The following is a 13552-nucleotide window of genomic DNA, read 5'->3' on the forward strand; positions in this document are numbered from 1 at the left end:
TTTCTAAGTCTTATTTTTCTCTTTTATAAAACGGAGTTGCTATTGTAATTGCTTTTAATCGTTTATTTCTTATCTCAATTTCGACCTCTTGCCCAAGTTCAGCAAATGTTGCGTTAATTAAAGCTAAACCAATATTTTTCTTCAATGTAGGTGATTGTGTACCAGATGTTACATGACCAATTTGCTTATTATCTACAAATACTGGATATCCCGTACGAGGAATTCCTTTATCTATCATTTCGATTCCAATACTCTTCCTTTGTACACCGTTCTCTTTTTGTTCAAGCAATATAGATTTACCATTGAAGTCTTGTTCTTTTTTAAGTTTAACAACAAAACCGATATTAGCTTCAAGTGGTGAAATATCTTTTGTCAGTTCTTGACCGTACAGTGGTAAACAGGCTTCAAAACGTAAAGTATCACGCGCACCTAAACCACAGGGTAATATACCTTCTTCGGTTCCAGCATCTAAAATACTACTCCATAGGTCTGTTAAATCTTTTGCAGATGCATATAGTTCAAATCCATCTTCGCCTGTATAGCCAGTTCGAGACACAATTACATCTTTACCCGCGACATCGACATTATTTGCAAAACGGAAGAATCCTATTTCGTCTAAATTTTGAGTAGTCAGCTTTTGTAAAATGCCTTGCGCTGACGGACCCTGTAAAGCAAGTAAACCATAATCTTCTGATTTATTTACTAATGTTACATCACCTGAAGCATTTTCCTGCATCCAGTTAAAATCTTTTTCAATATTGCCAGCATTTACAACTAGAAGATAGTGATTGTCATCCATTTTGTAAATTAACAAATCGTCGACTATTCCGCCGTCCTTATAACACATAGCTGTGTATTGAGCCTGGCCTTTTACTAATTTGGAGACATCATTCGTCATAATCTTTTGAAGATATTCTTCACTATCTGTGCCCGTTAAGATAATTTCACCCATATGAGAAACATCAAACAATCCCGCTTTCGTTCTCACTGCCTCGTGCTCCGCCTTAATGCTAGAGAATTGTACTGGTAACTCCCAACCTCCAAAGTCAATCGTCTTTCCTCCGTAATTTGCATATACATCAAATAAAGGTGTTCGTTTCAACTGTTCTGCCAAAATTATCTCCTCCTTCACATTTCCATACAAAAAAGGACAGAAAAACCCCTTTGGAAAAACAAGGGTTCTCTGTCCTGGGACCTGAAAGTTTACCAAAAATGGCTTTCCTCTTTGGTGGCTTTACGTAGGATAAACGAAAGCGCTCTCCAGAGTTGCGTCCTATACGAGTTCTTTTGCCTGAGAGATTCATAATTTTCATTACTTGCTCCTTCGGCGACGCAGCTAGTACGTTCTCTCCCCATATAATCATCCGCGATATCTGTATAACTCACTCTTTGTCTATATCCTAACATTCAAGTAATTCAGAAGCAATACTTTTTGATAAAATTAGTAAAACACGAACATTACAAGGGTATTATTACACTTTCATTCGCCTTTAAGCCTATTCACTTGATATCCTGCATACTCTGTAATTTGTCTAAGAGGTCTATGTTCTGTTCGAATTGAAATATGTGCAGCCTTTTTATAGAACCATCTCCTCGTTCTATACAATCTTTCTAATTCTTCCTTTGTACTGTTTTGCACAATCGGTCTATTTTTGTCGTTTTTAATTCTCATCCAAATATCTTCAAAAGTGGCATCTAAATATAATACAAGCCCAGTTCTTCGCATCACTTCAATATTTTTTTCGCTCATGGCAACGCCACCACCTGTCGAAATGATACAAGATTCGTTTCGGAAATTCTCAAGAAAATCTGTCTCTACTTTTCGAAAGTACGCTTCGCCTTCTTGTTCAAAAATCTCAGGGATTGTTCTATTTTGTAATCTAACAATTTCCTTATCCATATCGTAATAAGGCATTTTTAAGAAAAAGCTCAATCTTCTACCGATTGCACTTTTACCACTTCCCATAAATCCTACTAAATATACCTTATACATGATTCACCAACTCACTAAATTCCAATTTTCTCGGCGCCGCAACACCATCAAGTTATTCTTTATTATAGTGAGTGGCTTTTTTTATTACAACTATAAAAATAGCCCTATGAACAACTATTGCGAATTTTGTCGATGGGACAGCTCTATTTTTTCGATGGCTGCACCTGTATAAAACATTTCTAAAGCAGTATACGTCTGATATTTGGATTGATAAGCAGCAGTAATAGACAGCAAGAAGATTGTCACAACCATTAAAAGAATAACTACAGCCGGAAAAAATACTCCTCTTTCATTACCTAGCATATGTGACATAAAAAACATGCTCCTTTTCTACATCATTTAAAAAAACCACTCGCATTCGTAGTGAGTTTCCTATCACTTCGACAAAAAAAGATTCTATATTAACTAACATATGCTCGTGACCATCCATATTTTTTGTTTTGCGAATAACGTTTTGATAGGATTCCAATTTGTATTTCATTTCATTTTTTTCAATCGTAATTCCTTTCGAATTATCATGAACAGCGATGGAGTCTACTTCGGTTAAATACGAATCTGCATATTGGATGAACAAAGCCCATTCTGTTTCTGTCGTATCTGTCACATTTGCTTCGGCGTTCGTCATCCACCACATAGTGCTAGCCACTACCTGAGCGAAAAGCATAAATACTGCTAAATGGAGAATACCCTCCAGTAAAGTGTATCCTGACTGATCTCTAAGTTTCATTTGATAAGGGACACACATTTATGTTTCTTTTCCTGCATCCCATCATAATCTATACAAATTGATTCGCTACTAATTTCATATGAATACATAATCTTATTCACTTGCATACCTCCAGTTTTCATATTTTCTACGGTATACATCTTTGAAACTTCATACATAACTAGCGATGAATGATAATCTCTTTTTTTATCTTCTAAATGCACAACCATATAATTTAGAAACGGTAAAATTGTCGTAGTAATGATAAATATGATACTCAAAGATAAAACTGTTTCTGGCCAAGAAAAGCCTTCACTATTTTTCATAATTTATAACACCTCTACCTATATATAGAGTTATTCGCTTCTCCCCTCTTTCTGTTTCAAATAATAAGTTTCCAAAATTGTTAAGATTACCATTTGGATGAAAGGAAATCGTTTTGATCGTACTCTCATCTGCTAAATGCATATTCCTCGGTAATTCTTTTTCAAACAATATGACATTAGCCGATCTTGCTTGGTAACTCCTTCGATTGTTAATAAAATAAATATAGGTATATTTGTTTTCTCCTATAGAGATTGCTTGAATTCTCTGGATATCTAAATGCAGTTGCTTATAAAATCTCTCTTCCTCCATTTCCTCCAGCTTAGATGCCGACAATAAAATGACTGAAGAAGAAACAACCATAACGATTGATAAAACAAGCAACATCTCGATTATTGTGAATCCCTTCTCGTCAGACTTAAACTTATACTGTACGAAGTTAGCCACTAGTCACTTTCCCTGTTGTGGAATTGATCGTAATGTTGTCCCCATTAGGACATTTTGTGTTTTTGTCTGGTAAATAATCTCCTTCTTCAAGTTCCACTAGTGTAGGTATTTTCTTATGATCCATTTTATATGCCGCAATTTGGCCCTCCAACATTTTGACAAAGGCTTGACAACTTTTTTCATCGATACTTGCAGAGTGCTTTGTTACATTTGGAATAGAAATAAGAATTAATACAGAAATAATCAGCAAAACTATCATCATTTCAACTAAAGTGAAGCCTCTGTTATTTTTCAGTAATTTTCTCATAATATCTCCTTTATACAATATTAATCATGTTATAAATAGGCAATAATATAGCCAAGTAAGCACCAATGATGAATATGGCTAATATTAAAAATAACGTTGGTTGAACTATACTTATATAGCGAGATAACTTACTTTCTATTTCTTGACTAAGAAACTCACTATAGAGAGATAGTTCTCTTCCTAAATAACCACTATTTTCACCATGTACAACAAAATAAAATAATTCGGTTGTGAATGAATCTAAAAGGAACACGGCCTGTGAGAATGATTCACCATGTACTACCTTGTCTTTCATCTGTTCCCCGATATAGCGAAGAACTTGATGCTCCTTTTGGTAGTTAAGTGCTTCAAATGATTGTTGTAACGACATGCCACTCTCCAATAGTCCACCCATTTCTCTTGCAAATACTCTTGTAAGAAGCAATCGGTACCAACTTCTCACTATTGGTAATTTCAAATAAATTTGGAGTTGCTTCTCTAATGAAAGTCTTTGTATGGCAAGATAGGATAAAACAATCAAACTGATTCCAATTATTGCTGCGAAGATAAATATATTTGGCATTTGTAGAAGATAACCTGTCCAAGCTAAAGAATTATCCGAAGACTCATTTCCCCTTGAACCAATCAACGATTCCATATTAGGCATGAAGTAAATTCTAAACATCGTAAACAATAAAAATAGGATCGAAAACAAAAAGATAGGATACATCAATAAGTTATTTAGACGTTTTTTGGCACCTTCAAAAAAGGCAGTATTTATGCTTAATACAGTAATCGTTTGTTGTAATTGACCATGTACAGAAGCAAGGTTCAATGGCAACAATAATCTATTTGGAAAACCTAATAATTTAAATACATCGACCACATTTAATCCATTACGTTGTACATCCGTAATTCTTTTACTAACAGTATCTGAGTCTTTCACATGAAAGGGCAACAACATAGTAATGGATTCATGAAAGGTATAACCTTCTTTTAAGAGATCACTTAATCTACTCAAAAAAGAGGAATGCATTTTTGGAGGAATTGTTTGTTGCTTCCTTTCCAAATAAGCTTTAACCTTTTTCAATAACACCTTCTCTAACCCCTCTCTCTATTTGGTAGGATAAAGAAAATTGATAGGGAATATGATAAGTTTTACCAATATACATAGATTGAAATGCTTCCTCTAACAAATCATCAGATAGAATCTCAAAAACTGCGGATAATTCAGATTCACTGCTTTTTGATGCAACGACTAATCTTTGCGTAACAATACCGGTAATTGTTTGCTTTAGCTCTTCTGAGGTTACCCCTAGATCGATAAGACGATAAAGAGATCCCACACCGTCCTTTGCATGAATAGTTGAAACAACAAGATGGCCTGTGAGCGCTGCTTGAATTGCTGCTTTAGCTGTGGACTCGTCTCTAATTTCTCCTATCATAATAACGTCTGGTGAGTGGCGTAATATAGCCTTTAGACCAGTCGAATAAGTCACTCCAGACCGTTCATTCACTTGAATTTGAAGTAAATGGGACTGGCTATTCTCGACTGGGTCTTCTAACGAAATGACATGTCGATTTAAATTTTCTGAACAATATTTGGTGAGTGAATACATAGTGGTGGATTTTCCAGAGCCTGTAGGACCTACAAATAAGATCAAACCTTGACGATTATTGGCAAGTTCTACAATTTTTTCTGTTGCATCTCTAAACAGAGAGAGGGAATGAATAATTTTAGCGTTGTCATGTTGTTGGAGACGTATTACCATACTTTCCTTGCTAAAAATGGAGGGAAGTGTAGACACACGAAATGAGAATTTATGAGAGTTAAATACTTGTTGAAAGGAACCGCTTTGTGGCTTTCTTTTTTCGCTGATATCAAGAGAGGAGAGAAACTTGAAGAATGAGATGATGCGTTCTCCAATGTTCAATGGTAGCTTACCCGCTTCAAACATTTGAGAATTCTTTTTAAAAAAATAAGTATAACTATCTTCGGAAGGAATCATGTGTAAATCGGAAGCACCGAATTTATGAGCTTTTCTAAGTAGTCGAAAGCATTTTTCTTCAATAACATTTTCTACTTGTTGCATAATTTTCCTTTCCCCAGATACAAGTTGTGACCGCAAAACAGCTTGTACCGATTATTATACTGGCTTACATCTAAAATTGGAAGTAGTTTTTTAAATTTTCTGTTATATTATAATTATTTTATTATTCTTATGTGATTGATTATAATAATAACTAATAGAAGAAAGAAGGTAATTGTGTGCCAAATACTTTACAGCTAACTAATGCTTTAGCGGACGAAACTAGGTATTCAATTTATTTGTATATTGTTAAGCAAGTACAATCAGTAAATGTGCAGCAAATTGCAGATCGATTCGGCATACACCCTAATGTTGCAAGATTACATTTAACCAAGCTAAATGAAACTAAATTAATTACCTCGGAGTTACTGTACAACAAAAAAGGCGGTAGACCTGCGCGTATATATACCGTTGCAGATCAACCTATTCAGTTAAGTTTTCCAAAACAAGAAAATCAGTTGTTACTAGGTTGGTTATTAGAGTTAGTGGAAACAATGGGTACAGAAGCGCTCGAAAAAGCCAAAAATATTAGTTATACTTCAGGATACGATTCTATGCAACTGGCCAAAATAAACGATCAAAGCTTCGACCAAAAAATAGAACTACTATCTGCTGCTGCTCTCGCTGTAGGATATATCCCAAATATCGAAAAAAAAGACGATAAACAAATTATTACATTCTCTATTTTTAATTGCCCTTTTAAAGGTCAACTAACTAATCATCCCCATATTATTTGCAGTATTCACGAATCATTTTTAAAAGGCCAGTTTGATGCTTTGTTCCCAAATAACGAATTTATTCAGCTTGAAAGTAAACAAAAACAATGTAGCAATTGCGTATATCAAATAGAAGTCCTATAATGAAAGCATAGATAATACATATTTGTGACAATAGAGAGTATAATGTGTAAAGAAAACTAATAATCAGTTTACATGTACGATCACTTTCATTTATAATAAATATGAGAATTATTTGTATGGTTGTAAAAGGAGGGACTACAAATGGGCAATATGTATAAAGTAATGGCTTTCTGGACAGGGATTTTTGCAGTTATGTTTTATTTAGGTGATATGACAGAAGCTTCTTTACTATTTTTAGCAAATACGGGATTATTCCTTCTTTTAGGGTTTTTAAACCTTTCGGAACGTATGTATATGTACATCTTCGGAGCTTACTTAATGTTCTTCTTCGCAGGTTTTACATATTACACGACATTCATGCACGTACCAGGTGCGGGACATTAATAATTGTTCACCAAAAAGCAGCTCACTTCAATGAGCTGCTTTTTGTGTATTTTCTCCAACTAAAAGGGTAAAACTAAGCGAACCTTTTAAAAACCATTTAAGAACGGATTCGATTCCATTTCTGCTTCAATAGTAGTGGATGAACCGTGTCCTGGATAAACTAGAGTGGTTTCAGGTAATGTAAGCAGTTTTGTATGAATAGCCTTCAAAAGTTCGGATTCATTACCCCCTGGAAGGTCTGTCCGACCGATACTATTTTGAAAAAGCGTATCCCCCACAATTGCAAAGTCATCTTCTTTAAAATAATACGTTAAACTACCTGGCGAATGCCCGGGAGTATGTATTAACTTCATATGAAAATCACCAATTTTTAACTCTGACTCCTTATTCAACAATACATCTGCCTCTTTACAAATAATAGATGGAATTTCTGCATATTTGGCTGAACCATTTTTAATCGGATCCACTAACCACTTTTTCTCAGAAGTATGGATATACACCGGGATGTTAAAACTGTCTCTCACTTGGTCTACGGCTCCAATATGATCAAAATGTGCATGGGTTAATATAATCGCCAACGGGTTCATCTTTAATCGATGAAGCTCACTAATTAACTTGTCTCCTTCTCCCCCCGGATCAAAAATTAAGCATTGTTTCGTAGCATTTGAAACAATATAACAATTTGTTTGAATATAACCTAACGGATAAGTTCGAACGTTTAACATAAAATCACCTCTTTCTAATCTTATACGATAATTCAACACTTTTCTACTCGACAAAACTTCAAATTAGAATTACAATAGAAGAGAAATATGCAAATGCGACATTCATTTTCTGATGTCGAAAGGAGTGTCTTTTATGAACTTATTAATGGTTATTTTTGGACTAGTTACACTTTTAGCTGTAGTTGGTACTTATCAAGCTTTTAAAGAAAAGAATGTTTTAGGTGTTCTATTTAACTTTGGTACATTGGCTGTATTTGGCTTCTTTACTGTCATGACAATTGTGCAACAAGGTTTCCCACCAAGCTTACACTAAAACGTAATTAAAAAAGCTGCTGTACATTTTTTATATGTACAGCAGCTTTTTTCTATTCATTTAAATAAATCCACTTCTCAACTTTTAGCGGCTCTATTTGAATCCAATTATCTTTTGTATAACCACCCAAACAAATATTAGCATTAGGTGAGCACGTAATAGATTGTTCCTCTACTTCACCTAAGATGTTTTGACCCCCTAAAGAAATCTTCGATAGTATACTTTTTTGACTTGGATCATCCTGATTACGAGATTCTTTAGCGTTTAATAACAGTAATTCTTGTGGAGAAACGATTGAAAAAGAAGGAATAACCCACTCAGAGTAATTAGAGACTGCTGGCGTTGCCCATTTAAATTCTCTTTTACCATTATTCTCTTCCAAACGATATTCAAATTGTTTGTTCTCTTCGTTTATTTGAACATATAGCAGAGCTTCCCCTATGTTCGTCACATCCAATATCTTTTCTTCACCAGTACTTTTCAGAGTCCCATCTATGTTCGAGTAAAGGAAAAGTTCACTTCCATCTAAGGCAGAATCCGACCATCTAAATACCATTAAATTCTCTTCATCATACCATTTTACAAACGGATTTTCTATTTCGATCGATGTTAAATCTTGAGTAGCGCCGTCATATACAAACGTATTATAAGTCCAGTCCTCATAAAATGTAGAGAACACAACTAAATTTGGATTAGTGGGATGCCAATCCATATAAATTTCTGCCGATTCAAACGAAAGGCTCTGAATAATATAACCATTTTTATGTAAAAATTGAATTTCTGCAGAGGATGAATCTTTAGAAGTATGTAATAAAATCATTTCTTTTGAAGGATGAATGGTAGCTTGAATAATGGGAGTAGTTGTAGAATAAACCGTTCTCCAACTAGCCGTTGATACAGTATAAGTTCTAATCATCCATTGTCCTTTTTCAACAATAACAAAAACTATTTCATCATTGGACATCCACCCTACCACACTATGGAAGGCATTATTATCCAACAAAATGGAAGGTTTAACTGGATTCGCTAATTTCCCTACTTCATCACTATCTGCTCGTATTTCACTATCAACATCTTGTTTTACTGTATCAATGCCAGATTCCTTCTCACTACAACCTTGCAGGAATCCTATACAAAGTAATAACATCAAAGCTTTTTTCAACCTACTCCCCCCTTCACAACGTATTAGACGAATTTAAATTCATTTTGTTTCAAAGAAAAAGCACAGACAAAAATATGTCTGTGCTTTAGCTTATTTGTCTTCTTTTATTGCTTCATCTAACAATAAGTTTCCTGTTTTCAAATCATAAAAGCGTAATAGATCACCATTAATAATTTGATCGGAATAGCCAAGTTCTTGCGTTGCTCTATCTATATATGGCTGACAGTTATCTATTTCAATCTGTAGCCCTGTCGCATTATCATAGCAAGCATTACCAGCATAAACAAACTTATCTGTTACAAATCCACCATCACGGAACACAACAAATTCTTCATGTTCTTCAGAGAACATATCTGCACCAAGTTGCATATCTTTTGAAGTTTCTACACCTAAAGCATGTAAAATCGTAGGTCGTAAATCAATTTGACCAGACGTTTCGGTCATTTCTTTACCATCGCCACTATTTGGTATGTGAACGAATAGTGGAACACGTTGAAGTTTCGCTGATTCGTATGGTGTAATTTCTTTTTCTAAATATTGCTCCATTGCTTTGTTATGATTTTCAGAAATACCATAATGATCCCCATACATAACAATAATAGAATTATCATATAAACCTTTTTCTTTTAGATCTTCAAAGAACACTTTCAAAGCTTCGTCCATATAACGAACCGATTGGAAATATCTATTAAGTGTATTTGAGTTGGAATCATATTCAGGTATCAACTTATCCTCTTCATCTAGTGTAAATGGATGATGATTTGTTAAGGTGATTAAACGAGAATAAAACGGCTGAGGCATATCTGCCATCAAATCAACTGATTGTTTTACGAAAGGTATATCCTTCATACCCCAGTTAACTGCATCCTCTTCATTCACAACATAACTTTGTTCATCATAATACTTTTGGATATCCAATGCTCTGTACATTATATCGCGATTCCAGAAACTTTTGTTATTAGGATGTAATACATTTGTATAATATCCTTCTTCGCCTAAGCTTTCCGCCATCGAATGGAATGTATTCCCACTATGAGTAAAGAATACCGCTCCTCCACCAAGTGGATATAGTGAATTTTCTAGTAAGAACTCAGAGTCAGACGTTTTCCCTAAGCCCGTTTGATGATAAAAGTTAGAGAAATAATATGTGTCTTTATCTTGCGTTAATGAATTTAAGAACGGTGTTACTTCATGACCATTCATATCATTATTAATAACGAAAGATTGTAAGGACTCCATCGAAACAACGATTAAATTACGATCTTTAGCTACTCCGTACATTTTTTCATTTGCATCTACTTGGTTAGAACGAACATAGTTATTTACTTCTACTAATTCACTACCATCAGCGAGCGCTCTTTGCGCATGTGATTTAGATTGGATATAAATATCATATAAATGATAATTATATGGACCAATATTCTTTACAAGCATTTCACGATCAAAACTTCTTGTTAGTAGTTGTGGTCGTTCAATTTCAGATAAACCTAAGTTTAAAAATAAAATTGCTGCAGTTATAACAAAATATGCTCTTCTAACAGCTGGTTTAACTAGCTTAACCTCTGCTCCGATTTTCAACCACTTCAATGCAATAATGATGATTGCAACATCTGTGAAATAGAAGATATCAGTCAAGAAGATACTTTCAGCTGCAGATGAACCTAAGTCACCAAAATTACTTGTTTGAAATAGTACCGGTATTGTAATGAAGTCCGTGAAAAAACGGTAAAACACCGCATTGGCATATACAATAGCGGAAAGTATTATGCTTGTAATTACTATATATCTATTTCTAGCTTTAGGACTCTTAAAGAACAATGAAATCCCATAGATAAATAGTAAAAAACTAAGCGGGTTTAAAAAGAGTATCACTTGTTGCATCGTATTTTCAATATCCATGTCAAAGCTGGTGTGGTAAACAATATATGTTTTTATCCAAGTTGCCACAATAGCAAGAATTAGAATAGAATGTGTTGGCCAATTTTTTTTCATCATGCCTACACCCTCCCCTTTTTCAATCTATATTTTATAATTATTTCAAAGTAACAGAACTTATCTTAATCCTTTCTTAACAATAAATCAATAAAAAAGAACAATGATTATGATAGAATTGTACAAGTCTTTTATACCATACCCTATATAAGACGGATTCAACCCGTAAAAAGTTTCACTTATTTATAAAAACATAAAACATCAGAGCTTAATCGCCTCTGATGTCCTTTAAATCTTGCTCCTACTTTGCTCTTGTTTCAATAATAATATAGCTATTTGAAAGTCTTTCGACTCAATCATTTGCATTTTATATAGTTCTCTTATTTCATCTTCCATCATTTCTAAATCGGCTAAACGATCTTTCGTGTATACATATATTCCAAATCGTTTTAAAAGTTGCATAACGTCGTATACTGAATTCATACTATTTCATCCTTCTCACGAATCTGTTTGCATTGAAAAATATTCGTTGGTGTAATTATCTTATTAACGGGTAGATCAAATACATCATATTCAACATCATTAACAACTTGTATATCAAATGCCAATGATAGAGTATCTCCCTTAAATTTCGTTAAGAAACGATCATAATAGCCTCCACCATATCCAATGCGGTAGCCTTGTTGACTATAAACTATTCCAGGTACGACGAGTAAATCGATGTTTTGGGATGCAACTGCTTTGGTTTTCAGCGGATTTGGTTCAAGTAAATGCATATAAACTCGTTCTAATTGGTCAAAACTTTGTATTTCATAAAATATCATGGATCTATCTATGGGTGTACATTTAGGTACTACTACTTTTTTTCCTATACTCCATAACTCTTTTATTATACTCCATGTATCCACTTCAGGGAAGCTAGATATTGTTAATCCGATTGTAGTAGTATCTGAATCTGCTATTTGTTGTAAAAACTTTTCTTCAATTTGTTTGGACTGATTATTATATGCTACTTGATCCAAAGAGGTTAATTTTTTTTTCATCGCATTTCTCATAATTTTCTTAGTCATCGATATTCCTCCAAGAAATAGAAAAAAACCAAAACCATAATCGGTTTTGGTTTAGGTTATTATTTAGTTTCTCTATGAGTAGTCATTTTTTTATCACGAGAGCAATATTTTTTAAGTTCAAGACGTTCTGGATTGTTACGCTTGTTTTTCTTAGAAATATAGTTGCGCTCTCCGCAATCTGTACAAGCTAGTGTAATATTAACGCGCATGGTTGTCCCTCCCACTCTTTGTCAGGATTAAATATAAAACTTGAGCATGATTTATACGACTAACCAATTATAGCATACATCAAAATAAAATCTACTATTAATGCAAGAATTTATTCAAAGTTTTTTCGAATATGTTAGTATAAGTGTAGAAATATAACTATAAGAGGTGAGTATTATGGACTTTTCCATCATTATAATGATTATAGGTATTGTACTAATCGCAGTTTCTTTTTTCTTCAAGGATTCCTCCAAAAAAGTGGAGTCGGAGTTAGAGGAATTATCATTCACAGTTTATCAGGAAACAAGTACTATTAAACGTAGACTTAAAGTAATAGAAGAAGAATTACTGATCGAATCTACAAAAGTCTCTACACCAATAAAAAAACAAACTAAGCCCGCTATCCATGATATTATAAAAAACCAAGTCTTAGAGCTACATAAACAAGGTTTTTCGTTAAATGAAATTAGCGTGCGCTCTTCATTAACCATTGATGAAGTTAAATATGTAATTGGTGGTGGTAAGTAATGAATAAAACCATTCGAAATATAGGAATTGGATTATTTCTTGCTGGTGCTGCATTTCAAATAAAAGAACTTGTCGAAAAAGAGAGTATTAGTTCCACTGCTACAACTACAGACGAAGCTTATAAGCAGGCACAACAGGAACTTACTGAAGTAAAAAAACAGTTAGCAGAGCTACAGCTTGATTTAAATGCGGCACAACAAGTTCAAACAGTTGCTCCCAATGAAACTGCTGAAACTGAAACACCTGAGGAACAAGCTCCTACAGCTGCATCGATGACTCTTTCTATCGAAGTAGGAATGACATCTTCTGAAATTAGTGAAAAACTAGCAGATGCTGGCATCATTTTAAATAAAGTCGATATGGATAATTATTTGTCTGATCAAGGATTAGCAGGACGCGTCCAAGTTGGAAACTACGAGCTTAATTCCTCCATGTCTTTAAAACAAATTGCTGAAACTATTACACGCTAAAAGGTCATAACGTATTTTTATTCGCCTTTGTTCTTCACCTGAAACGGAAATCAGT

20 protein-coding genes and 1 riboswitch are annotated in these 13552 nt (G+C 34.0%); of the genes, 5 read left to right on the plus strand and 15 right to left on the minus strand.

Features of this window, described 5'->3' with window-relative positions; genetic code table 11:
* Positions 1–10: 10 nt before the first annotated feature.
* From gcvT to comGA, 9 genes are all read right to left on the minus strand, one after another.
* Positions 11–1114: a glycine cleavage system aminomethyltransferase GcvT gene (gcvT, locus tag MHI47_RS11125; RefSeq protein WP_093538410.1), complete on the minus strand. Its 1104-nt coding sequence runs from the start codon at positions 1112–1114 to the stop codon at positions 11–13.
* A gap of 155 nt (positions 1115–1269) precedes the next feature.
* A riboswitch (glycine riboswitch) is annotated at positions 1270–1364 on the minus strand.
* A gap of 116 nt (positions 1365–1480) precedes the next feature.
* Positions 1481–1993: a shikimate kinase gene (locus MHI47_RS11130; RefSeq protein WP_093538409.1), complete on the minus strand. Its 513-nt coding sequence runs from the start codon at positions 1991–1993 to the stop codon at positions 1481–1483.
* A gap of 114 nt (positions 1994–2107) precedes the next feature.
* Complete coding sequence (locus MHI47_RS11135; RefSeq protein ID WP_093538408.1) at positions 2108–2305, minus strand: hypothetical protein; 198 nt, start codon at positions 2303–2305, stop codon at positions 2108–2110.
* A complete protein-coding gene (comGF, locus tag MHI47_RS11140) occupies positions 2286–2720 on the minus strand; it encodes a competence type IV pilus minor pilin ComGF (protein ID WP_340830849.1) in 435 nt (144 codons plus the stop codon). The genes MHI47_RS11135 and comGF overlap by 20 nt, the downstream gene beginning before the upstream one ends.
* Entirely contained in the window at positions 2717–3025 is a 309-nt protein-coding gene (locus tag MHI47_RS11145; RefSeq protein ID WP_340762559.1) for a hypothetical protein, read from the minus strand. Before MHI47_RS11145 ends, comGF begins: the two co-directional genes overlap by 4 nt.
* Positions 3015–3470 carry a competence type IV pilus minor pilin ComGD gene (gene comGD / locus MHI47_RS11150; protein ID WP_340762560.1) on the minus strand — a complete coding sequence of 152 codons (456 nt, stop codon included), beginning with the start codon at positions 3468–3470 and terminating at the stop codon, positions 3015–3017. The genes MHI47_RS11145 and comGD overlap by 11 nt, the downstream gene beginning before the upstream one ends.
* Complete coding sequence (gene comGC / locus MHI47_RS11155) at positions 3463–3777, minus strand: competence type IV pilus major pilin ComGC (protein ID WP_093538404.1); 315 nt, start codon at positions 3775–3777, stop codon at positions 3463–3465. The genes comGD and comGC overlap by 8 nt, the downstream gene beginning before the upstream one ends.
* Positions 3778–3787: 10 nt before the next feature.
* Positions 3788–4852: a competence type IV pilus assembly protein ComGB gene (gene comGB, locus MHI47_RS11160; protein ID WP_340830850.1), complete on the minus strand. Its 1065-nt coding sequence runs from the start codon at positions 4850–4852 to the stop codon at positions 3788–3790.
* Complete coding sequence (gene comGA / locus MHI47_RS11165) at positions 4833–5849, minus strand: competence type IV pilus ATPase ComGA (protein ID WP_340830852.1); 1017 nt, start codon at positions 5847–5849, stop codon at positions 4833–4835. The genes comGB and comGA overlap by 20 nt, the downstream gene beginning before the upstream one ends.
* A gap of 176 nt (positions 5850–6025) precedes the next feature.
* Between comGA and MHI47_RS11170 the strand changes: the two genes are divergently transcribed.
* Positions 6026–6706, plus strand: a complete 681-nt coding sequence (locus MHI47_RS11170; RefSeq protein ID WP_340830853.1) for a helix-turn-helix transcriptional regulator — start codon at positions 6026–6028, stop codon at positions 6704–6706.
* 141 nt (positions 6707–6847) lie between these two features.
* Positions 6848–7090 (plus strand): DUF2626 family protein, encoded by a 243-nt coding sequence (locus tag MHI47_RS11175; protein WP_090563733.1) that lies wholly within the window; start codon positions 6848–6850, stop codon positions 7088–7090.
* A gap of 86 nt (positions 7091–7176) precedes the next feature.
* On the opposite strand, the gene MHI47_RS11180 is transcribed toward MHI47_RS11175, so the two are convergent.
* Positions 7177–7815 (minus strand): MBL fold metallo-hydrolase, encoded by a 639-nt coding sequence (locus MHI47_RS11180; protein ID WP_340830854.1) that lies wholly within the window; start codon positions 7813–7815, stop codon positions 7177–7179.
* Positions 7816–7948: 133 nt separating this feature from the next.
* Here MHI47_RS11180 and MHI47_RS11185 point away from each other — a divergent pair, with 133 nt between their 5' ends.
* The gene (locus MHI47_RS11185; RefSeq protein WP_340769555.1) at positions 7949–8128 is read left to right on the plus strand and encodes a DUF2759 domain-containing protein; all 180 of its coding nucleotides are present in this window, start codon (positions 7949–7951) and stop codon (positions 8126–8128) included.
* A 52-nt stretch (positions 8129–8180) separates the two neighbouring features.
* On the opposite strand, the gene MHI47_RS11190 is transcribed toward MHI47_RS11185, so the two are convergent.
* From MHI47_RS11190 to rpmG, 5 genes are all read right to left on the minus strand, one after another.
* A complete protein-coding gene (locus MHI47_RS11190) occupies positions 8181–9290 on the minus strand; it encodes a YqgU-like beta propeller domain-containing protein (protein ID WP_340830856.1) in 1110 nt (369 codons plus the stop codon).
* 90 nt (positions 9291–9380) lie between these two features.
* On the minus strand, positions 9381–11285 hold the full coding sequence (locus MHI47_RS11195) for an LTA synthase family protein (RefSeq protein ID WP_340769557.1): 1905 nt from the start codon (positions 11283–11285) through the stop codon (positions 9381–9383).
* 225 nt (positions 11286–11510) lie between these two features.
* On the minus strand, positions 11511–11705 hold the full coding sequence (locus tag MHI47_RS11200; RefSeq protein ID WP_093538396.1) for a YqgQ family protein: 195 nt from the start codon (positions 11703–11705) through the stop codon (positions 11511–11513).
* Positions 11702–12292, minus strand: coding sequence for a 5-formyltetrahydrofolate cyclo-ligase (locus MHI47_RS11205; RefSeq protein WP_340769558.1), 591 nt, complete (start codon positions 12290–12292; stop codon positions 11702–11704). Before MHI47_RS11205 ends, MHI47_RS11200 begins: the two co-directional genes overlap by 4 nt.
* Before the next feature lie 59 nt (positions 12293–12351).
* Positions 12352–12501, minus strand: coding sequence for a 50S ribosomal protein L33 (rpmG, locus tag MHI47_RS11210; RefSeq protein WP_093538394.1), 150 nt, complete (start codon positions 12499–12501; stop codon positions 12352–12354).
* A 175-nt stretch (positions 12502–12676) separates the two neighbouring features.
* Between rpmG and MHI47_RS11215 the strand changes: the two genes are divergently transcribed.
* Together MHI47_RS11215 and MHI47_RS11220 are read left to right on the plus strand one after the other, a co-directional pair.
* Positions 12677–13027, plus strand: a complete 351-nt coding sequence (locus MHI47_RS11215) for a hypothetical protein (RefSeq protein WP_340769559.1) — start codon at positions 12677–12679, stop codon at positions 13025–13027.
* Positions 13027–13497, plus strand: a complete 471-nt coding sequence (locus MHI47_RS11220) for a hypothetical protein (protein ID WP_340830858.1) — start codon at positions 13027–13029, stop codon at positions 13495–13497. The genes MHI47_RS11215 and MHI47_RS11220 overlap by 1 nt, the downstream gene beginning before the upstream one ends.
* Positions 13498–13552 lie beyond the last annotated feature (55 nt).

The sequence above is a fragment of the Psychrobacillus sp. FSL H8-0487 genome (assembly GCF_038008385.1).
GTDB lineage: Bacteria > Bacillota > Bacilli > Bacillales_A > Planococcaceae > Psychrobacillus > Psychrobacillus psychrotolerans.

Excerpts from the sequence above, each read along its gene's own strand:
- MHI47_RS11130 (WP_093538409.1), bottom strand. The coding sequence starts at position 1,993 with ATGTATAAGGTATATTTAGTAGGATTTATGGGAAGTGGTAAAAGTGCA.
- MHI47_RS11135 (WP_093538408.1), bottom strand. The coding sequence starts at position 2,305 with ATGTCACATATGCTAGGTAATGAAAGAGGAGTATTTTTTCCGGCTGTA.
- comGF (WP_340830849.1), bottom strand. The coding sequence starts at position 2,720 with ATGAAACTTAGAGATCAGTCAGGATACACTTTACTGGAGGGTATTCTC.
- MHI47_RS11145 (WP_340762559.1), bottom strand. The coding sequence starts at position 3,025 with ATGAAAAATAGTGAAGGCTTTTCTTGGCCAGAAACAGTTTTATCTTTG.
- comGC (WP_093538404.1), bottom strand. The coding sequence starts at position 3,777 with ATGAGAAAATTACTGAAAAATAACAGAGGCTTCACTTTAGTTGAAATG.
- comGA (WP_340830852.1), bottom strand. The coding sequence starts at position 5,849 with ATGCAACAAGTAGAAAATGTTATTGAAGAAAAATGCTTTCGACTACTT.
- MHI47_RS11175 (WP_090563733.1), top strand. The coding sequence starts at position 6,848 with ATGGGCAATATGTATAAAGTAATGGCTTTCTGGACAGGGATTTTTGCA.
- MHI47_RS11180 (WP_340830854.1), bottom strand. The coding sequence starts at position 7,815 with ATGTTAAACGTTCGAACTTATCCGTTAGGTTATATTCAAACAAATTGT.
- MHI47_RS11185 (WP_340769555.1), top strand. The coding sequence starts at position 7,949 with ATGAACTTATTAATGGTTATTTTTGGACTAGTTACACTTTTAGCTGTA.
- MHI47_RS11195 (WP_340769557.1), bottom strand. The coding sequence starts at position 11,285 with ATGATGAAAAAAAATTGGCCAACACATTCTATTCTAATTCTTGCTATT.
- MHI47_RS11200 (WP_093538396.1), bottom strand. The coding sequence starts at position 11,705 with ATGAATTCAGTATACGACGTTATGCAACTTTTAAAACGATTTGGAATA.
- MHI47_RS11205 (WP_340769558.1), bottom strand. The coding sequence starts at position 12,292 with ATGACTAAGAAAATTATGAGAAATGCGATGAAAAAAAAATTAACCTCT.
- rpmG (WP_093538394.1), bottom strand. The coding sequence starts at position 12,501 with ATGCGCGTTAATATTACACTAGCTTGTACAGATTGCGGAGAGCGCAAC.
- MHI47_RS11215 (WP_340769559.1), top strand. The coding sequence starts at position 12,677 with ATGGACTTTTCCATCATTATAATGATTATAGGTATTGTACTAATCGCA.
- MHI47_RS11220 (WP_340830858.1), top strand. The coding sequence starts at position 13,027 with ATGAATAAAACCATTCGAAATATAGGAATTGGATTATTTCTTGCTGGT.